We start from the raw sequence: 18,257 nt of genomic DNA, 5'->3' as shown, positions 1-18,257 counted from the left end.
GTGATCGCCGCAAGCTCCCTTCTCCAGCCTACTTTTGTCCCTTTTCGCCCGCATTTTCAGTGACGCGGCACACTATCGGACATCGATTGCGCATGCGATCGGACGGGCGGGGCAGGCGGTGACGGTCCCTGACTGTGACACGACTGTGACACAGGGGCACTGAACAGGAACGGAAGGCAATACCGATCATGGCGGACATTACGGAACGACAGGCCCGGGCGACCATCCACGCGGGCGGCCAGTGGCTGGAAGCCGGCTCCGGCGCGACGCGCGAGATCCTCGACCCCGCGGACGCCCGGACGTTCGCCGTGGTCGCGGAGGGCGACGAGAAGGACGCGGAGCGCGCGGTGACCGCCGCCCGGCAGGCGTTCGACCACGGCCCCTGGCCGGGCACCCCCGTCGCCGAGCGCGCGGCCCTGCTGCGCCGCGTCGCCGACCTCCTCGTGCGCGATCGCGAAGAACTCGGCCTGCTGGAGAGCCGGGACGCGGGCAAGACCGCCGAGGAGGGCCGCATCGACATCGACTGTGTCGCCGACGCCTTCCGCTACTTCGCCGACCTGGTCGCCGCCGAGGCCCCCGGCCGGGTGGTCGACGCGGGCTCGCCCGACATCCACAGCGTGGTCGTGCACGAGCCCGTCGGCGTGTGCGCGCTGATCACGCCCTGGAACTATCCCCTGCTCCAGGCCAGTTGGAAGATCGCCCCGGCGCTCGCCGCCGGCAACACCTTCGTGATCAAGCCCAGTGAGATCACCCCGATGACGACCGTCGCGCTGATCGAGCTGCTGGCCGAGGCCGGCCTGCCCGCCGGAGTCGCCAACCTGGTCACCGGACCCGGCCACACCGTCGGCGCCCGCCTCGCCGAGCACCCCGACGTCGACCTGGTCTCCTTCACCGGCGGCCTGGTCAGCGGCACCAAGGTCGCCCAGGCCGCGGCGCCCACCGTGAAGAAGGTCGCCCTCGAACTCGGCGGCAAGAACCCCAACGTGGTCTTCGCCGACGCCTGCGCCACCGAGGAGGGCTTCGACACCGCCGTCGACCAGGCCCTCAACGCCGCCTTCATCCACAGCGGCCAGGTCTGCTCGGCCGGCGCCCGCCTCATCGTCGAGGAGTCCGTCCGGGACCGCTTCGTCACCGAACTCGCCCGCCGCGCCGAGAAGATCAGGCTCGGCCGCGGCACCGAGGACGGCGTCGAGTGCGGCCCGCTCGTCTCCGCGCAGCAGCGCGCCAAGGTAGAGGCGTACGTCGCCTCCGCCCTGGCCGAGGGCGCGGTGCTGCGCTCGGGCGGCAAGCGGCCCTCGCCCGCTCCGGAACGCCCCGAGTCCGGCTACTTCTACGAGCCCACCGTCCTCGACCACTGCCATCGCGAGATGAGGGTCGTACGCGAGGAGGTCTTCGGCCCGGTCCTCACCGTCGAGACCTTCCGCACGGAGGAGGAGGCGGTGTCCCTCGCCAACGACACCGAGTACGGCCTCGCGGGCGCCGTCTGGACCGCCGACGCCGGCCGCGCTCGGCGGGTCGCGGGCCGGCTGCGCCACGGCACCGTCTGGATCAACGACTTCCACCCCTACCTGCCGCAGGCGGAGTGGGGCGGCTTCGGCAGGAGCGGCACGGGCCGCGAGCTGGGGCCGGCCGGTCTCGCCGAGTACCGCGAGACCAAGCACGTGTACCAGAACCTCGCGCCGAAGCCGGTGCGCTGGTTCGCCGGCTGAGCCCCCCACCCCACGCAAGCCGCAAGCCCCACCTGGAGTAAGTCCCACCATGTCCCACACCCCCCACCTCTACGACTACGTCGTCATCGGCGGCGGCACCGCGGGCTCCGTCATCGCCTCCCGCCTCACCGAGAACCCCGACGTCACCGTCGCCGTCATCGAGGGCGGCCCCAGCGACGTCGGCCGCGACGACGTGCTGACCCTGCGCCGCTGGATGGGCCTGCTCGGCGGCGACCTCGACTACGACTACCCGACCACCGAACAGCCCCGCGGCAACTCCCACATCCGGCACAGCCGGGCCCGCGTCCTCGGCGGCTGCTCCTCCCACAACACCCTGATCTCCTTCAAGCCGCTCCCGTCCGACTGGGACGAGTGGGAGGCGGCCGGCGCCAAGGGCTGGGGTGCCGTCCCCATGGAGGCCTACTTCGCCCGCCTCCTCAACAACATCGTCTCCGTGGACGAGAAGGACCGGAACGCCATCGCCCGCGACTTCGTGGACGCCGCCCAGCAGGCGCTCGGGGTCCCCCGCGTCGAGGGCTTCAACCGCAAGCCGTTCACCGAGGGCGCCGGCTTCTTCGACCTCGCCTACCACCCCGAGAACAACAAGCGCTCCTCCGCCTCGGTGGCGTACCTGCACCCGGTGATGGACGAGCGCCCGAACCTCCACCTCTTCCTGGAGACCTGGGCGCACAGGCTGGAGCTGAACGGCACCCGCGCCGAGGGCGTCCACGTGCGCACCAAGGACGGCGAGGAGCTGCTGATCCGGGCCCGGGGCGAGGTCCTGCTGTGCGCGGGCGCCGTCGACTCGCCCCGCCTGCTCCTGCACTCGGGCATCGGCCCCCGTGAGGACCTGGAGGCGCTCGGCATCCCCGTCGTGCAGGACCTGCCGGGCGTCGGCGAGAACCTGCTCGACCACCCCGAGTCGGTCATCGTCTGGGAGACCCACGGACCGATCCCGGAGAACTCCGCGATGGACTCCGACGCGGGCCTGTTCGTGCGCCGGGACCCCGAACACCCGGGCCCGGACCTGATGTTCCACTTCTACCAGATCCCGTTCACGGACAATCCGGAGCGCTTCGGCTACGAACGCCCTTCGTACGGCGTCTCGATGACCCCCAACATCCCCAAGCCGAAGAGCCGCGGCCGCCTGTACCTGACCAGCGCGGACCCCTCCGTGAAGCCCGCCCTCGACTTCCGGTACTTCACCGACGAGGACGACTATGACGCCCGGACCCTGGTCGACGGCATCCGCATCGCCCGCGAGATCGCCAAGGCCGAGCCGCTGGCGGGCTGGCTGAAGCGGGAGGTGTGCCCCGGCCCCGGCGTCACCGGCGACGAGGAGCTGAGCGAGTACGCCCGCAAGGTCGCCCACACCGTGTACCACCCGGCGGGCACCTGCAAGATGGGCGCCGCTGACGACCAACTAGCCGTGGTGGACCCGGAGTTGAAGATCCGTGGTCTCGACGGCATTCGCATAGCCGACGCCTCCGTCTTCCCGACCATGACCGCCGTGAACCCGATGATCGGGGTGCTCATGGTCGGGGAGAAGGCCGTCGACCTGATCGGAGGTGGTGCGTGATGAGTACGACTACGACTACGACACCGAACACGCCGGTGTTCTCGGTGGACGGCCTGTGGAAGGTCTTCGGCCCGAAGGCGGACCGGATCCCGGCCGACGCCGAACTCGCCGCGCTGGACCCCGCCGACCTGCGCTCCCGCACCGGTTGCACGGCCGCCGTCCGGGACGTCTCCTTCGACGTCCGCAAGGGCGAGGTCTTCGTGGTGATGGGCCTCTCCGGCTCCGGCAAGTCCACCCTCGTCCGCTGCCTGACCCGGCTGATCGAGCCGACGGCGGGCACGATCTCCATCGACGGCGAGGACGTCCGCGCCATGGACAAGGCCCGCCTGCGCGAACTGCGGCGGCACCGCGCCGCGATGGTCTTCCAGCACTTCGGCCTGCTCCCGCACCGCACGGTCCTCGACAACGTGGCCTACGGCCTGGAGATCCAGGGCGTCGGCAAGTCCGAACGGCGCGAGCGGGCCGCCGAGTTCGTCACCAAGGTCGGCCTGGAGGGCATGGAGAAGCGCCGCCCCGGCCAGCTCTCCGGCGGCCAGCGCCAGCGCGTCGGACTCGCCCGCGCACTCGCCGTCGACCCCGAGGTGCTGCTGTTCGACGAGCCCTTCAGCGCCCTGGACCCCCTCATCCGCCGCGACATGCAGGACGAGGTGGCCCGGCTGCACCGCGAGGAGGGCCGCACGATGGTCTTCATCACCCACGACCTCAGCGAGGCGCTGAAGCTCGGCGACCGCATCGCCCTGATGCGCGACGGCCGCGTGGTCCAGCTCGGCACCCCGGAGGAGATCGTCTCCTCCCCGGCCGACGACTACGTCCGCGAGTTCGTCCGCGACGTCCCCCGCGAACAGGTCGTCACCTGCCGTACCGCCATGCGCCCCGCGTCCCCGCAGGACCCGGCCAACGGCCCCGCGGTCCGCCCGGACGCCCCGGTGGCAGAGGCGATCGAGGCAGTGGCCCGAGCGGGCGCTCCGGCCCGGGTGATGGACGAGGGGAAGTGCGTGGGGGTGGTCGACCACGCGCAGCTGCTCGACGTGGTCGCAGGCGTTGCTGCGAGCACCGGCGCCGCCGAAGCCGCGGACAGCCATGCCGCCGCAGCTGCGGGCAGTCGTGCCGCTGGGGCGGCACGGGTGGGCGCAGCGGCACCCCGCAAGCGCGGGCAAGCGACCCCACCCCCGCCCCGCACCAGCCCGGAGGACGTCTGATGGCAACGCTCACCGTCCCGACCTCCCGCACGGCGATCCCCGGCATCCTGAGAAACCGAGCCGCAGCCAAGCTCCTCGCGCTGGCCGCGGTCGCCGCGGTCCTCGTCCCCCTGGCCAACAGCCACTGGGGCAGCAACACCTGGCCCCACACCCTCACCGTCGACCTCTCCCACCCCCTCGCCACCGCCAGCAATTGGGTGATCGACAACAGGGACACCCACCCCCTGTTCCTCTACGGCTTCGGCTACGTCAGCAACGCCGTCGTACTGGCCGTACGCGCCGTCTACCTCACCCTCCTCGCCGCGGGCTGGACCGGCGTCACCGCCTTCGGAGCCCTGGTCGCCTGGCGGGTCGCCGGTGTCCGCCTGGCCGCCGGCACGGCGATCGCGTTCCTGACCTGCGGAGCCCTCGGCATGTGGGTGCCGACCATGCAGACCCTCGCGCTCATGGTCGTGGCGGTCCTCACCTCCGTGGCCGTAGGAGCGCTCCTCGGCCTGGCCGCCGGTCTCTCCGACCGCCTGGACCGGGCCCTGCGCCCGGTCCTGGACACCATGCAGGTGCTCCCCGCGTTCGCATACCTCCTCCCCGTCGTCCTGGTCTTCGGCATCGGCGTCCCCGCGGCCGTCCTCGCCACCGTCGTCTACGCCGCCCCGCCGATGGCCCGCCTCACCGCGCTGGGCCTGCGCGGCGCCGACCCCGAAGTCCTGGAGGCCGTGGAGTCGCTCGGCGCCACCGCCCGCCAGCGGCTGCTGACCGCTCGCATCCCGCTGGCCCGCAAGGAACTCCTGCTCGGCCTGAACCAGACGATCATGATGGCGCTGTCCATGGCCGTCATCGCCTCCGTCATCGGCGCGGGCGGCCTCGGCGACCGCGTCTACCAGGCCCTCGCCTCGGTCGACGTGGGCGCGGCCCTCGCGGCCGGCATCCCGATCGTGCTGCTGGCGGTGGTCCTGGACCGTGTTACCGCGGCCGCGGGAGAAGGCGGCGCCCAGCCTCGTACCATCGGCTGGCCGTACGTCCTCGCCATCACCGTGGCCGTCGCCCTGGCCACCCGCCTCCTCGGCACCCTCGACTGGCCCTCCGGCTGGACCCTGCACATCGCCGAACCGGTCAACCGCGCCGTCGACTGGATGACCGCCCACCTCTACTCCGGCGTCCCGGTCGTCGGCGGCACCGCCGACTGGGCGGGCCACTTCACCACCTGGATCCTGGACCCCGTCCGCGGCGGCCTGCAGTGGCTGCCCTGGTGGTCGGTGCTGCTCCTCGTCGCCGCGCTGGCCTGGCTGATCGGCACCTGGCGCACCGCGCTGACCGCCGTCCTCGCCATGGCCGCGATCGGCGTGCTCGGGGTCTGGGAGCCGTCCCTCGACACGCTCTCCCAGGTCCTTGCGGCCGTCGCCGTCACCCTCGTCCTCGGCTTCGCGGCCGGTGTCGCGGCCGCCCGCAGCGACCGCGTCGAACGGGCGCTGCGCCCGGTCCTGGACGTCTGCCAGACCATGCCGCAGTTCGTGTACCTGATCCCGGTCGTCGCCCTGTTCGGCGTCGGCCGCGCGCCCGCCGTCGCCGCGGCCGTCGTGTACGCCCTCCCGGCCGTCGTCCGGATCACCGCGCAGGGCCTGCGCCAGGTCGACCCGGCCGCGCTGGAGTCGGCGCGTTCGCTCGGCGCGACCGGCCGCCAGCAGCTGTGGCAGATCCAGCTCCCGCTCGCCCGGCGGTCGTTGCTGCTCGCCGCCAACCAGGGCGTGGTCCTGGTCCTCGCCGTCGTCATCATCGGCGGCCTGGTCGGCGGTGGCGCCCTCGGCTACGACGTCGCTTTCGGCCTCGCCCAGGGCGACCTGGCGACCGGCCTGGTCGCCGGTGCGGCCATCGTCTGCCTGGGCCTGATGCTCGACCGGGTGACCCAGCCGACCGAGCGCCGCGCGAGGAAGGGAGCCTGACATGCGCATTCGTACGATCTTCACGGTGGCCGCCGGTGTGTCCGCGCTGGCGCTGCTGACCGGCTGCGGCGCCGCCGACATGACCAAGCAGGCCTCGCCGTTCGCGAACGCCCAGGGCGCGAAGACGGTCACCCTGTCCGTGCAGTCCTGGGTGGGCGCGCAGTCCAACGTGGCCGTCGCCCAGTACCTCCTCGAACACAAGCTGGGCTACCGCGTCGACACCGTCCAGGTGGACGAGGTGCCCGCGTGGGACGCGCTCAGCCAGGGCCGGGTCGACGCCATCCTGGAGGACTGGGGCCACCCGGACCAGGAGAAGCGGTACGTCACCGACAAGAAGACGATCGCCCGCGCCGGCGACCTCGGGGTGACCGGACACATCGGCTGGTTCGTCCCGACGTACCTCGCCCAGCAGCACCCGGACATCACCGACTGGCGGAACCTGAACAAGTACGCCTCGCTCTTCCGCACCGCGGAGAGCGGCGGCAAGGGCCAGCTGATGGACGGCTCCCCGTCCTACGTCACCAACGACAAGGCCCTGGTGAACAACCTGAAGCTGGACTACCAGGTCGTCTTCGCCGGTTCCGAGGCGGCCCAGATCACCCAGATGAAACAGTTCGCCAAGGAGAAGAAACCCTTCCTGACCTACTGGTACTCACCCCAATGGCTGTTCAAGAAGGTCCCCATGACGGAGGTGAAGCTGCCGCCGTACAAGGAGGGCTGCGACGCCGACGCGGCCAAGGTCGCCTGCGCGTATCCGCACACCCCGCTGCAGAAGTACCTCAACGCCGACTTCGCGAAGTCCGGCGGCGAGGCGGCGGCCTTCCTGAAGAAGTTCAAGTGGACGACCGAGGACCAGAACGAGGTCTCCCTGATGATCGCCGACCAGAAGCTGTCGCCCGAGGAGGCGGCGAAGAAGTGGGTGGACAGCCACCCCTCCGAGTGGAAGAAGTGGCTGCCGTCAACTACCCATCGCTAAAGCGATGGGCTTGCACAACGGGCATCACTGGCGGTGATGCTGCGTTTGCGTCCAGCCCCACCCTGGCGCGTGCGATCCGGTGGTGGGGCAGGGGCCGTTGACTGGGCCCCGCGTCGCCACAACTCCCAGGCGCGCGTCAGTGCTCAAGGATGGGGGCCGTGCGTGCCCGTGCTTCCAGCCCGTCCCAGAGGCCGGGCGCGGACTCCAAGCAGTCGGGCCGCTGTCAGCAGGGCTGTGGCGAACAGCAGGGGGCCGATGGTCTGAGAGACCTGCTGATGGACAGCGCCGATCACTGCGTCGACGATCTGGACCGCGCCGTTCAGCGCGAGTAGCAGGCCAAGGGAACGCCAGGCGCGTATGGCCAGCAGCCAGACCATTCCGCCGAGCAGGACGATGCTGCGGGCCGCCATATAGGCGGCATACGTCCTGGGCGCGACCTGGTCGCCTCCAGGCACCAGCCCGCCTGGGTCGACCAGGCTGGACACCGTGAAGTAGCCGGACGTGACCACAGTGAGGAGCGCGACAAGCCCGCCGAATCGACGGGCATTTACTGAGGGAACCATATCGTTCGGGTACCGAATCATATGGCTAGGCTAACGTTGACGATGTGGCAGCGGAAGAGTCTTTGACCGACACGGTGGGTTTCTTGTTGGGCAAGCTGGGTCAACAGGCGAACGTGCGGTTCGCGGACCGGCTGGCCCCGCTCGGGCTGCGCCCCCGGCACTGCGCCGTCCTGGAACTCCTGTCCGGCGGGCCGCGGGCGCAGCTCGAACTGGCCAAGGCCGTCGGCGTGACCGCGAGCGTGGTCGTCGACATGCTCGATGAGCTTGAGCAACTCGATGCCGTGCGACGGGTACGCGATACCGCAGACCGCCGGCGTCAGCTCATCGAACTGACGCCGACCGGCCGCGAGCTGCGACATCAGACGCTCTCACTGGCGCGGCAGAACGATGAGGAACTGCTGAGCGCGATCAGCCCCGCCGAAGCAGCGGCCCTGCTCCACACCCTTGGCCGGATCGCCGCCGCGACGGGCCTCATCGCGAAGTGACTCACCAGGCAAGCGGGTCAGCGACGACATCACCGTCACGATCCGCAGCCTGATCCGCCCAACCATCATCCGCCGCTGGGCAAACAACCCCCAACGGCACCGCTGACGATCGCCTATCTGCTCAAGCTCTTATGCGGAAAGGTTCTTGGTGATCTCCCGCAGCGCCGCCGTGGCCCGCCGCTGGAGCCCCGGCCCGAACGTGACGCGGGTGGCTCCGAGTTCGCCGAGCACGGCGGGCGAGGGGCCCTCGCCGTCCAGCCGGGCCACCATGTTCAGCGGGCCCTGGATCCCGGCCCGCAGCAGGGGCAGTACGTCCACCGGGGCGAGGATCGGATACACGCAGTCCGCGCCCGCGGCCACGTACAACGCGGCCCGCTCGATGGCCCGTTCGGGATCGCCGTCGCCGTGCAGGAACGTGTCCACGCGGGCGTTGACGAAGAGCCGGTCGGCGGCGGCCGAGCGGACCTCGGCGAGGTACTCGGCGTGCTCGTGCGGGTCCTTGAGGACACCCCCGTTGGAGTCCTCAAGGTTGCACCCCACGGCACCCGCCTCCAGCAGCCGCTCCACCAGCTCCTTCGGCGCGAGCCCGTACCCGCCCTCGACGTCCGCCGAGACCGGCACGTCCACCGCCCGCACGATCCGGGCCACCGCCGCGAACATCTCGTCGGCCGGGGTCTCCCCGTCCTCGTACCCGAGCGAGGCGGCCACCCCCGCACTCGGTGTGGCCAGCGCCGGGAACCCGCTCTCGACGCACACCCGGGCACTCGCCGCGTCCCAGGGGCCCGGCAGGACCAGTGGATCGCCCTGGGCGCGCTTGCGGTGCAGGGTGCGGAACACGTCCACCTTGTTCACGGCTGGTACCCCCCTGGCGGGACACGGCGGCTGACCATCAGGCGGTTCCAGCCGTTGATGACGGTGATCAGGCCGATGAGATGGGCGAGTTCGGCCTCGCCGAAGTGCTTGGCGGCGGTGTCGTACACCTCGTCCGGTACGAAGCCTCCCCCAGACTTCGTCCGGGAGGTGCCCCCAGTCAGCACGGTGACCGCCTCGGTCAGCGCCAGCGCGGCCCGCTCCCGCTCGCTGTAGAGGTCCTCGGCCTCCTCCCAGGCGTTGAGCAGATGGATGCGGTCGTCCGACTCCGCCGCGCTCAGCGCCGACATGGCCAGGCCGACCTCGCGGTCCAGCAGCTGCGTACGGCTCACTTGTACTGCCCCGGCCGGTAGTGGCCCGGGGTCATCCGGGTGGTCACGCCGAACCGGTTCCACGCGTTGATCACCGTGATCGCGGCGATCAGCTGGGCCAGCTCCGCCTCCTCGAAGTGCTGGGCGGCCCGGTCGTACACCTCGTCCGGCACGAAGCCGTCGGTCAGCACGGTGACCGCTTCGGTCAGCTCGATCGCCGCCAGCTCCTTCTCGGTGTAGAAGTGCCGCGACTCCTCCCACGCGCTGAGCTGCACGATCCGCTCGACGCTCTCGCCGGCCGCGAGCGCGTCCTTGGTGTGCATGTCGAGGCAGAACGCGCAGTGGTTGATCTGCGAGGCGCGGATCTTCACCAGCTCGTACAGCGTGGGGTCCAGGCCCTGCTTGGCGGCCGAGTCCAGGCGGACCATCGCCTTGTAGACCTCGGGAGAGTGCTTGGCCCACTGCATCCTGGGGGCGTGTTCGGTGGCGTACTCGACGGTTTCCTCTGCGGTGCTCATGGCTTCGACCCTAGGAGCGAGGAAGCCCAGGAGTATGGTCCATTTCCATGGCGAATCCTTGGGCCACTCTGGGCGTCGACCTGCACCTCGAACCCGCCGGATCCAGCGGGCTGCGCCGCGGCCTGACCGACGCGCTCCGGGACGCGGTGCGCACCGGCCGCCTCGCCCCCGGCACCCGGCTGCCCTCCTCCCGCACCCTCGCCGCCGACCTGGGCATCGCCCGCAACACCGTCGCCGAGGCCTACGCCGACCTGGTCGCCGAGGGCTGGCTCACCGCGCGACAGGGCTCCGGCACCAGCGTCGCGGAGCGGGCCGTCGTCCCGCCCGCGGACACCGCACAACCCCGGCGCCGCGACCCCGGCCGCCCCGCCTACAGCCTCATCCCCGGCACCCCCGACCTCGCCGCCTTCCCGCGCACCGAGTGGCTCAAGGCCGCCCGCCGCGCACTGGCGACCGCCCCCTTCGACGCCCTCGGCTACGGCGACCCGCTCGGCCGCCCCGAACTCCGCACCGCCCTCGCCACCTACCTCGCCCGCGCCCGCGGCGTCCGTACCACCCCCGACACGGTCATGATCACCGCAGGCATCTCCCACGCCCTGCGCATCCTCGGCTCGGTGCTGCGCACGCGCGGGGTGCGCACCATCGCGGTGGAGTCGTACGGCCTCGCCGTCCACTGGGACCTCCTGCGCACCGCGGGCCTGGCGACCCCCGCCCTCCCCTACGACGAACTCGGCACGGACACGGCCGGGTTGGGCGACGGCGGAGCGGTCCTCCTCACCCCCGCCCACCAGTTCCCGATGGGCATGCCCCTGCACCCCGACCGGCGCACCGCCGTCGTGGAGTGGGCGCGCCGCACCGGCGGGCTGGTCCTGGAGGACGACTACGACGGCGAGTTCCGCTACGACCGCCAGCCCGTCGGCGCCCTCCAGGGACTCGACCCCGACCGCGTCGTCTACCTCGGCACCGCCAGCAAGTCCCTCGCCCCCGGCCTCCGCCTCGGCTGGATGGTGCTGCCACCGTCCCTGGTGGAGGAGGCGGCCGCGGCCAAGGGCCGCATCGACACCTGCGGAGTGCTGGACCAGCTGACCCTGGCCGAGTTCATGGTGTCCGGCGCCTACGACCGCCACGTACGCTCCGCCCGCCTGCGCTACCGCCGCCGCCGCGACGCCCTCGCCACCGCCGTCGCCCACCGCGCCCCCGAGGTCCGCGTCACCGGCATCGCGGCCGGCCTCCACGCGGTCCTGCGCCTGCCGTCCGGCACCGAACAGTCGGTGATCCAGGCGGCGACCTGGCAGGGCCTGGCCCTGCACGGGCTCTCCTTCCACCGCCACGAGCAGGCGCTCGCCGAGCCGCTGGACGCGCTGGTGGTGGGGTACGGGACACCGCCGGAGAGTGCTTGGGCGGGGGCGTTGGAGGCGTTGTGCAGGGTGTTGCCGTAGGACAGGCTGCTTCAGGCTTCCTCAGCCACCGGCGCCTCCCCGAACCGCGCCAGCGCCAACGCCCCCGCCACCGCCACCGCGAACCCGAGCGCGGCCAGCCAGGTCAGCCCCTCCCGCGTCCGGTCGCCGAGCCAGATCACGCCGATGGCCGCCGGGCCGATCGTCTCGCCGATCACCATGCCCGCCGTCGCCGTCGTCACCGAGCCGCGCTGGAGGGCGGAGGTCAGCAGGATGAAGGCGGCGGCCCCGCCGATGAGGAGGGCGTAGGCCGCCGGGTTGGTGAGCAGGTCGGCCGGGTGCAGTGAGTCGATCAGGCGGACCGACACCTCGACCACGCCGAAGCCGAATCCCGCCCCGAGCCCCAGCACCAGCGCCCGCATGCGCCCGGACAGCCGGCCGCCCAGCAGCGCGAGTACCAGCATGGCGAGCGCCGTCGCGAGCATGGCCCACTTCAGGGTCTCCGACCCGGCCACCTCCCCTTCCGGCCCGGCTGCCAGGCCCAGCATCGCGAGCCCGGCGCACACCACGCCCACCGCACCCCACTCCGTGCCGCTGAGCCGTACCCGCAGCAGGCGTGCCGCGACCACCGCCGTCACCGCCAGACTCGACGCCAGTGCCGCGCTCACCGCGTAGATCGGGATCGAGCGCAGCGCCGCGATCTGGAACAGGAAGCCAAGACCGTCCAGCGCAAGACCCGCCAAGTACCGCCACTGCCTGAGGGCCCGCAGCAGCAGCGCGGCCTCGCCGCCTCCGCCTTCACCGGCCTCCCGTGCGGCGACCGCCTGCAGCACCGTCGCCGTACCGAAGCAGACCGCAGCGGCCAGGGCACACACCATTCCAAAGAGCACGAAGTGACTCTAGGGGAGGGGGGAAGCGGCGACCCGCCTCGGTGCCCGTTCTCACCAGTCTCTAGGCTGACCGCCGAAAACAGGCCAGCCAGCCGACGGGGGAGACCGCAGCATGGACACCGTACGCCGACGCCTTCGCTCCGGGACCGTCCTGCTCGGTGGCATGGGCCTGCTCGCGACCGCCCTGACCGCCTGCTCCTCCGCCCCGGACAAGCGCTGCGTCGACCGCGACAGCTACCGGCTGGCCAAGGGCTACAAGGTCGTCTCCGACAAGAACTGCAAGGCCACCAAGGTCTCCGTGAACGGCGCCTGGTACTACGGCGGCAAGAAGAAGGGCTCCTGGGTCGACGGGGGCTCCTTCACCAAGCCCAGCAAGGGCTCGGGCTCGGGTGGCTCCTCGCACAGCGGTGTGCACCGCGGCGGCTTCGGCGGCGGCCACGGCAGCTCCGGCGGCTGACCGGGAGACCCGGAAGACCCAGAAGACCCAGAAGACACGGACGTCGCATGGAACGCCGTACCACCACCCCCCGTCCCGGCTGGCAGCAGACCGTCGAGGAGCAGGGGCTCGTCTACCCGCTCACCCGCCACCCCGACGGCTCGCTGCGCCCCTACTGGGACGAGAGCGCCTACTACGTCTTCAGCCTGGAGGAGGTCGAGGCACTGGAGGAGACCGTCGAGGAACTGCACGCCATGTGCCTGGCCGCCGCCGAGCACATCGTGGCCGGGGGCCGCCTCGCCGACCTCGGCATCACCGACCCGCGCGTCGCCGCCGCCGTCACCGAGGCCTGGCAGCGCCGCGCCGAACTCCCCTCCGTCTACGGCCGCTTCGACCTCCGCTACGACGGCACAGGACCGGCGAAACTCCTGGAGTACAACGCCGACACCCCGACCTCACTGGTCGAGGCCGCCTCCCCCCAGTGGTTCTGGATGGAGGAACGCTTCCCCGGCGCCGACCAGTGGAACTCCCTGCACGAGCGCCTGGTCGACGCCTGGCGCGGGCAGGCCGCGCTGCTCCCGCCGGGCAGCCCCCTGCACTTCGCGCACTCCTCCGCCGACGAACTCGGCGAGGACCTGATGACGGTCGCCTACCTGAAGGAGACCGCCGAACAGGCCGGCCTCGCCACCGACTGGATCTCCATGGAGGAGATCGGCTGGGACACCCTCTCCGGCCGCTTCGTGGACCACGGGCTCCGGTTCATCCGCAGCATCTTCAAGCTCTACCCGTGGGAGTGGCTCACCACCGACGCCTTCGCCGGGCACGTCCTCGACACCCTCGACAACGGCGGCGGCACCGGCACCACCCTGTGGATCGAACCCGCCTGGAAGATGCTCCTGAGCAACAAGGCCCTCCTGGCGATCCTCTGGGAGCTGTACCCCGGCCACCCGAACCTCCTGCCCGCCTACCTGGACGGCCCGCGCGAGCTGGCCACCCACCAGGGCTACGTCGCCAAGCCGCTGCTCGGCCGGGAGGGCGAGGGCGTCACCGTGCACGAGCCCGGCACGCCCGTCGCCCCGCGCGAAGAGCCGTGCTGCTACCAGCAGTTGGCCCCGCTGCCCGCCTTCGACGGCAACCACGTCGTGCTCGGCGCCTGGGTCGTCCGGGACGAACCGGCGGGCCTTGGCATCCGCGAGTCCTCGGGCCTGATCACCGACGGGTACGCCCGCTTCCTGCCGCACGTGATCCTCTAGCCCTCCAGCACGGCCGAGAGCTGGGCGAGGCCCCAGTCCAGGTCCTCCTTGCTGATCACCAGCGGTGGCGCGATCCGGATCGTCACACCGTGGGTGTCCTTCACCAGGACACCCCGGTCCATGAGCCGCTCGGACACCTGCCGGCCCGTCCCGAGCCTCGGCGCGATGTCGACCCCGGCCCACAGTCCGCGCCCGCGCACCGCCGTCACCTTGCCGGTGCCGAGCAGGGCGGCCAGCTCCCGGTGCAGATGATCGCCCAGCTCGGCGGCCCGCGCCTGGTACTCGCCCGTCCGCAGCATCCTGATCACCTCCAGCGCCACCGCACACGCCAGGGGGTTCCCGCCGAACGTCGATCCGTGCTCACCCGGCCGGAACACCCCGAGCACCTCGGTGCTCGACACCACCGCCGACACCGGCACGATCCCGCCGCCCAGCGCCTTCCCCAGCACGTACACATCCGGTGCGACCCCCTCGTGCTCGCACGCGAAGGTCCGCCCGGTCCGGCCCAGCCCCGACTGGATCTCGTCGGCGATGAACAGCACGTCCCGCTCCCGGGTCAGCTCCCGCACCGCCGGCAGATAACCGGCCGGCGGGACGATCACCCCCGACTCGCCCTGGATCGGTTCGAGCAGCACCGCGACCGTGTTCTCGGTGAGCGCCTCCCGCATCGCGGTCAGGTCGCCGTACGGCACGATCTGGAAGCCCGGCGTGTACGGCCCGAAGTCCGCCCGTGCCTCGGGGTCGGTGGAGAAGCTGATGACCGTCGTCGTACGGCCGTGGAAGTTGCCGCTCGCGACCACGATCTTCGCCATCTCGGCGGGCACCCCCTTGATCCGGTACCCCCACTTCCGGGCCGTCTTCACCGCGGTCTCCACCGCCTCGACGCCGGTGTTCATCGGCAGCACCATCTGCATACCGCACAGCGCGGCCAGCTCGGTGCAGAACGCGGCGAACCGGTCGTGGTGGAACGCCCGCGAGGTCAGCGTCACCCGCTCCAGCTGCGCCTTGGCCGCCTCCACCAGCCGCCGGTGGCCGTGCCCGAAGTTCAGCGCCGAGTACCCGGCCAGCAGGTCGAGGTAGCGCCGCCCCTCGACATCCGTCATCCAGGCCCCGTCCGCGGTGGCCACGACCACCGGCAGCGGGTGGTAGTTGTGCGCACTATGGGCGTCGGCGGCGGCGATGAGCGTCTCCGTAGCGTTCACGGGAACTCCAGAGGGCCAGAGAGTCGGGATGCATCCCCCTTCTTATCCTCGCTCGCATGGTGGACGCGGGACCTGCGCGATCCGACGCGCCCGGTAGGCTGATCAGCGGGCCGTGACTGGCGCGCTAGGGATGGGACCGACCATCGGGGAGCGGCCCGAGCGGTAAAACAGTGCCGTGCGCCTGGGCCGAACGTGAACGCTGTACACACGCCGTCCGGAGGTCCCCATGCCAGAGCAGCCCCTGTCGACCGAGTCCACCGCCTTCCGCGCCGCCCTCGACGTCATCCGTGCCGTCGAGCCGCGCGTCGCCGACGCCATCGGCCAGGAGGTCCACGACCAGCGCGAGATGCTCAAGCTGATCGCCTCCGAGAACTACGCCTCCCCGGCCACCCTGCTGGCGATGGGCAACTGGTTCAGCGACAAGTACGCCGAGGGCACCATCGGCCGCCGCTTCTACGCCGGCTGCCGCAACGTCGACACGGTGGAGTCCCTGGCCGCCGAGCACGCCAAGACCCTCTTCGGCGCCCGGCACGCCTACGTCCAGCCGCACTCCGGCATCGACGCCAACCTCGTCGCCTTCTGGGCCGTGCTCGCGGACCGCGTCGAGGTCCCGTTCCTGGAGAAGACCGGCGCCCGCCAGGTCAACGACCTCTCCGAGGCCGACTGGGCCGAGCTGCGCCAGGCCTTCGGCAACCAGCGCATGCTCGGCATGTCCCTGGACGCGGGCGGCCACCTCACCCACGGCTTCCGCCCGAACATCTCCGGCAAGATGTTCGACCAGCGCTCCTACGGCACCGACCCGGCCACGGGCCTGATCGACTACGAGGCCCTGCGCGCCCAGGCCCGCGAGTTCAAGCCGCTGATCATCGTCGCGGGCTACTCGGCGTACCCCCGTCTGGTGAACTTCCGCATCATGCGCGAGATCGCCGACGAGGTCGGCGCGACCCTCATGGTCGACATGGCCCACTTCGCGGGCCTGGTCGCCGGCAAGGTCCTGACCGGCGACTTCGACCCGGTCCCGCACGCCCAGATCGTCACCACGACGACCCACAAGTCGCTGCGCGGCCCGCGCGGCGGCATGGTCCTGTGCGACGACTCCCTGAAGGACCAGGTCGACCGCGGCTGCCCGATGGTGCTCGGCGGCCCGCTCCCGCACGTCATGGCCGCGAAGGCCGTCGCCCTGGCCGAGGCCCGTCAGCCCTCCTTCCAGGACTACGCCCAGCGCATCGTCGACAACTCCCGCGCCCTCGCCGAGGGCCTGATGAAGCGCGGCGCCACCCTGGTCACCGGCGGCACGGACAACCACCTCAACCTGATCGACGTGGCCACCTCCTACGGCCTCACCGGCCGCCAGGCCGAGGCCGCCCTGCTCGAGTCCGGCATCGTCACCAACCGCAACGCGATCCCGGCCGACCCGAACGGCGCCTGGTACACCTCCGGCATCCGCATCGGCACCCCCGCCCTGACCACCCGTGGTCTCGGCACGGCGGAGATGGACGAGGCGGCGGGCCTGATCGACCGCGTCCTGACGACGACGGAGCAGGGCACCACCAAGTCGGGCGCCCCGTCCAAGGCCGCCCACATCCTCGACGAGAAGATCGCGGAGGAGATCGCCCAGCGGGCCACGGACCTGGTCGCGGGCTTCCCGCTGTACCCGGAAGTCGACCTGGGCTGATCAACGCCTCAAGGGGCAGCCAACCTCAGGGGCGCGGGGAACTGCGCGACCAGCCCACCACGGTCCGCAGTTCCCCACGCACCGAACCCCCCGAGCTCTCTGCGACAATAAAAAACATGGCTTCCGCTGACCAACCTCGCGTGCTCTCCGGCATCCAGCCCACCGCCGGTTCGTTCCACTTGGGCAACTACCTCGGCGCCGTCCGCCAGTGGGTAGCCCTGCAGGAGTCCCACGACGCCTTCTACATGGTCGTCGACCTGCACGCGATCACGGTCCCGCAGGACCCGAAGGACCTGCGCGCCAACACCCGCCTGGCCGCGGCCCAGCTGCTGGCCGCGGGCCTGGACCCGGACCGCTGCACCCTCTTCGTGCAGAGCCACGTCCCCGAGCACGCCCAGCTCGCCTGGATCATGAACTGCCTCACCGGCTTCGGCGAGGCCAGCCGTATGACCCAGTTCAAGGACAAGTCGGCCAAGCAGGGCGCCGAGCGGGCCTCCGTCGGCCTGTTCACGTACCCGATCCTGCAGGTCGCCGACATCCTCCTCTACCAGGCCAACGAGGTGCCGGTCGGCGAGGACCAGCGCCAGCACATCGAGCTGACCCGCGACCTCGCCGAGCGTTTCAACGGCCGGTTCGGCGACACGTTCACGATCCCGTCGCCGTACATCCTCAAGGAGACGGCGAAGATCTACGACCTTCAGGACCCGTCGATCAAGATGAGCAAGTCGGCGTCCACGCCGAAGGGCCTGATCAACCTGCTCGACGAGCCGAAGGCGACCGCCAAGAAGGTCAAGAGCGCCGTCACCGACACCGACACCGTGATCCGCTACGACGCGGAGAACAAGCCGGGCGTGTCGAACCTCCTCACCATCTACTCCACGCTCACCGGCAGGTCGATCGCCGAGCTGGAGCAGGACTACGAGGGCAAGATGTACGGCGCGCTCAAGACGGACCTCGCCGATGTCATGGTCGAGTTCGTGACGCCGTTCCGGGAGCGCACGCAGCAGTACCTGGACGACTCCGAGACGCTCGACTCGATCCTCGCCAAGGGCGCGGAGAAGGCGCGCGCCGTCGCCGCCGAGACGCTTGCGCAGGCGTACGACCGGGTGGGTTTCCTGCCGGCGAAGCACTGAGAAGCACGGACCGGCGCTGCGGCGCACGACCGTACACACGTCCCACCGGGCAGAGCGCTGCACATCACTTCCGCTGCGCCTGCCCACAGGACATCCATGGCCGTACAGTCGATAGCCGACGGCC

The 18,257-nt window shown here is 71.2% G+C and carries 17 protein-coding genes and 1 riboswitch; of the genes, 11 read left to right on the top strand and 6 right to left on the bottom strand.

Annotated elements, in window-relative coordinates; all coding sequences use genetic code 11:
- Positions 1–188 precede the first annotated feature (188 nt).
- From BEK98_RS06445 to BEK98_RS06425, 5 genes are read left to right on the top strand one after another with little or no spacing between them, the layout of a single operon-like run.
- Positions 189–1,709 carry an aldehyde dehydrogenase family protein gene (locus tag BEK98_RS06445; protein WP_094215410.1) on the top strand — a complete coding sequence of 507 codons (1,521 nt, stop codon included), beginning with the start codon at positions 189–191 and terminating at the stop codon, positions 1,707–1,709.
- Between the two features lie 49 nt (positions 1,710–1,758).
- A complete protein-coding gene (locus BEK98_RS06440) occupies positions 1,759–3,288 on the top strand; it encodes a GMC family oxidoreductase (protein ID WP_094215409.1) in 1,530 nt (509 codons plus the stop codon).
- The gene (locus tag BEK98_RS06435; protein WP_094215408.1) at positions 3,288–4,487 is read left to right on the top strand and encodes a quaternary amine ABC transporter ATP-binding protein; all 1,200 of its coding nucleotides are present in this window, start codon (positions 3,288–3,290) and stop codon (positions 4,485–4,487) included. The genes BEK98_RS06440 and BEK98_RS06435 overlap by 1 nt, the downstream gene beginning before the upstream one ends.
- On the top strand, positions 4,487–6,424 hold the full coding sequence (locus tag BEK98_RS06430) for an ABC transporter permease (protein ID WP_208643027.1): 1,938 nt from the start codon (positions 4,487–4,489) through the stop codon (positions 6,422–6,424). The genes BEK98_RS06435 and BEK98_RS06430 overlap by 1 nt, the downstream gene beginning before the upstream one ends.
- Before the next feature lies 1 nt (position 6,425).
- Entirely contained in the window at positions 6,426–7,400 is a 975-nt protein-coding gene (locus BEK98_RS06425; protein WP_094215407.1) for an ABC transporter substrate-binding protein, read from the top strand.
- A gap of 143 nt (positions 7,401–7,543) precedes the next feature.
- Here the strand turns inward: BEK98_RS06425 and BEK98_RS06420 are convergent, their stop codons facing one another.
- The gene (locus BEK98_RS06420) at positions 7,544–7,984 is read right to left on the bottom strand and encodes a hypothetical protein (protein WP_143684080.1); all 441 of its coding nucleotides are present in this window, start codon (positions 7,982–7,984) and stop codon (positions 7,544–7,546) included.
- Between the two features lie 23 nt (positions 7,985–8,007).
- Between BEK98_RS06420 and BEK98_RS06415 the strand changes: the two genes are divergently transcribed.
- Entirely contained in the window at positions 8,008–8,448 is a 441-nt protein-coding gene (locus BEK98_RS06415) for a MarR family winged helix-turn-helix transcriptional regulator (protein WP_094215405.1), read from the top strand.
- 129 nt (positions 8,449–8,577) lie between these two features.
- On the opposite strand, the gene BEK98_RS06410 is transcribed toward BEK98_RS06415, so the two are convergent.
- From BEK98_RS06410 to BEK98_RS06400, 3 genes are read right to left on the bottom strand one after another with little or no spacing between them, the layout of a single operon-like run.
- Positions 8,578–9,300, bottom strand: coding sequence for an isocitrate lyase/PEP mutase family protein (locus tag BEK98_RS06410; protein ID WP_094215404.1), 723 nt, complete (start codon positions 9,298–9,300; stop codon positions 8,578–8,580).
- The gene (locus BEK98_RS06405) at positions 9,297–9,650 is read right to left on the bottom strand and encodes a carboxymuconolactone decarboxylase family protein (RefSeq protein ID WP_107428256.1); all 354 of its coding nucleotides are present in this window, start codon (positions 9,648–9,650) and stop codon (positions 9,297–9,299) included. Before BEK98_RS06405 ends, BEK98_RS06410 begins: the two co-directional genes overlap by 4 nt.
- A complete protein-coding gene (locus tag BEK98_RS06400) occupies positions 9,647–10,147 on the bottom strand; it encodes a carboxymuconolactone decarboxylase family protein (RefSeq protein WP_094215403.1) in 501 nt (166 codons plus the stop codon). The genes BEK98_RS06405 and BEK98_RS06400 overlap by 4 nt, the downstream gene beginning before the upstream one ends.
- Positions 10,148–10,194: 47 nt before the next feature.
- Between BEK98_RS06400 and pdxR the strand changes: the two genes are divergently transcribed.
- Positions 10,195–11,586: a MocR-like pyridoxine biosynthesis transcription factor PdxR gene (gene pdxR / locus BEK98_RS06395; RefSeq protein WP_094215402.1), complete on the top strand. Its 1,392-nt coding sequence runs from the start codon at positions 10,195–10,197 to the stop codon at positions 11,584–11,586.
- An 11-nt stretch (positions 11,587–11,597) separates the two neighbouring features.
- Here pdxR and BEK98_RS06390 read toward each other — a convergent pair whose 3' ends face one another.
- Positions 11,598–12,422, bottom strand: a complete 825-nt coding sequence (locus tag BEK98_RS06390) for a DMT family transporter (protein ID WP_094215401.1) — start codon at positions 12,420–12,422, stop codon at positions 11,598–11,600.
- A 124-nt stretch (positions 12,423–12,546) separates the two neighbouring features.
- On the opposite strand from BEK98_RS06390, the gene BEK98_RS06385 reads away from it, so the two are divergent.
- The gene (locus BEK98_RS06385) at positions 12,547–12,891 is read left to right on the top strand and encodes a hypothetical protein (protein ID WP_094215400.1); all 345 of its coding nucleotides are present in this window, start codon (positions 12,547–12,549) and stop codon (positions 12,889–12,891) included.
- A gap of 47 nt (positions 12,892–12,938) precedes the next feature.
- Positions 12,939–14,123 carry a glutathionylspermidine synthase family protein gene (locus BEK98_RS06380; protein WP_094215399.1) on the top strand — a complete coding sequence of 395 codons (1,185 nt, stop codon included), beginning with the start codon at positions 12,939–12,941 and terminating at the stop codon, positions 14,121–14,123.
- Here BEK98_RS06380 and rocD read toward each other — a convergent pair.
- A complete protein-coding gene (rocD, locus tag BEK98_RS06375; protein ID WP_094215398.1) occupies positions 14,120–15,325 on the bottom strand; it encodes an ornithine--oxo-acid transaminase in 1,206 nt (401 codons plus the stop codon). The two genes, BEK98_RS06380 and rocD, sit on opposite strands and share 4 nt — an antisense overlap.
- A gap of 102 nt (positions 15,326–15,427) precedes the next feature.
- Positions 15,428–15,519, top strand: a riboswitch (ZMP/ZTP riboswitch).
- Positions 15,520–15,551: 32 nt separating this feature from the next.
- Here rocD and BEK98_RS06370 point away from each other — a divergent pair.
- Together BEK98_RS06370 and trpS are read left to right on the top strand one after the other, a co-directional pair.
- A complete protein-coding gene (locus BEK98_RS06370) occupies positions 15,552–17,000 on the top strand; it encodes a glycine hydroxymethyltransferase (RefSeq protein ID WP_094215397.1) in 1,449 nt (482 codons plus the stop codon).
- Positions 17,001–17,116: 116 nt separating this feature from the next.
- The gene (gene trpS / locus BEK98_RS06365; RefSeq protein WP_094215396.1) at positions 17,117–18,133 is read left to right on the top strand and encodes a tryptophan--tRNA ligase; all 1,017 of its coding nucleotides are present in this window, start codon (positions 17,117–17,119) and stop codon (positions 18,131–18,133) included.
- Positions 18,134–18,257 lie beyond the last annotated feature (124 nt).

The sequence above is a fragment of the Streptomyces diastatochromogenes genome, assembly GCF_002242805.1.
Taxonomy (GTDB): Bacteria; Actinomycetota; Actinomycetes; order Streptomycetales; family Streptomycetaceae; genus Streptomyces; species Streptomyces diastatochromogenes.
Note: the sequence above shows the minus strand (reverse complement) of the source record. Positions and strands in the feature narration are given on the sequence as shown.

Bases quoted from the DNA above. Each gene is read 5' to 3' on its own strand.
- BEK98_RS06445 (WP_094215410.1), top strand. From the start codon at position 189: ATGGCGGACATTACGGAACGACAGGCCCGGGCGACCATCCACGCGGGC.
- BEK98_RS06440 (WP_094215409.1), top strand. From the start codon at position 1,759: ATGTCCCACACCCCCCACCTCTACGACTACGTCGTCATCGGCGGCGGC.
- BEK98_RS06435 (WP_094215408.1), top strand. From the start codon at position 3,288: ATGAGTACGACTACGACTACGACACCGAACACGCCGGTGTTCTCGGTG.
- BEK98_RS06430 (WP_208643027.1), top strand. From the start codon at position 4,487: ATGGCAACGCTCACCGTCCCGACCTCCCGCACGGCGATCCCCGGCATC.
- BEK98_RS06425 (WP_094215407.1), top strand. From the start codon at position 6,426: ATGCGCATTCGTACGATCTTCACGGTGGCCGCCGGTGTGTCCGCGCTG.
- BEK98_RS06420 (WP_143684080.1), bottom strand. From the start codon at position 7,984: ATGATTCGGTACCCGAACGATATGGTTCCCTCAGTAAATGCCCGTCGA.
- BEK98_RS06400 (WP_094215403.1), bottom strand. From the start codon at position 10,147: ATGAGCACCGCAGAGGAAACCGTCGAGTACGCCACCGAACACGCCCCC.
- pdxR (WP_094215402.1), top strand. From the start codon at position 10,195: ATGGCGAATCCTTGGGCCACTCTGGGCGTCGACCTGCACCTCGAACCC.
- BEK98_RS06390 (WP_094215401.1), bottom strand. From the start codon at position 12,422: ATGGTGTGTGCCCTGGCCGCTGCGGTCTGCTTCGGTACGGCGACGGTG.
- BEK98_RS06385 (WP_094215400.1), top strand. From the start codon at position 12,547: ATGGACACCGTACGCCGACGCCTTCGCTCCGGGACCGTCCTGCTCGGT.
- BEK98_RS06380 (WP_094215399.1), top strand. From the start codon at position 12,939: ATGGAACGCCGTACCACCACCCCCCGTCCCGGCTGGCAGCAGACCGTC.
- BEK98_RS06370 (WP_094215397.1), top strand. From the start codon at position 15,552: ATGCCAGAGCAGCCCCTGTCGACCGAGTCCACCGCCTTCCGCGCCGCC.
- trpS (WP_094215396.1), top strand. From the start codon at position 17,117: ATGGCTTCCGCTGACCAACCTCGCGTGCTCTCCGGCATCCAGCCCACC.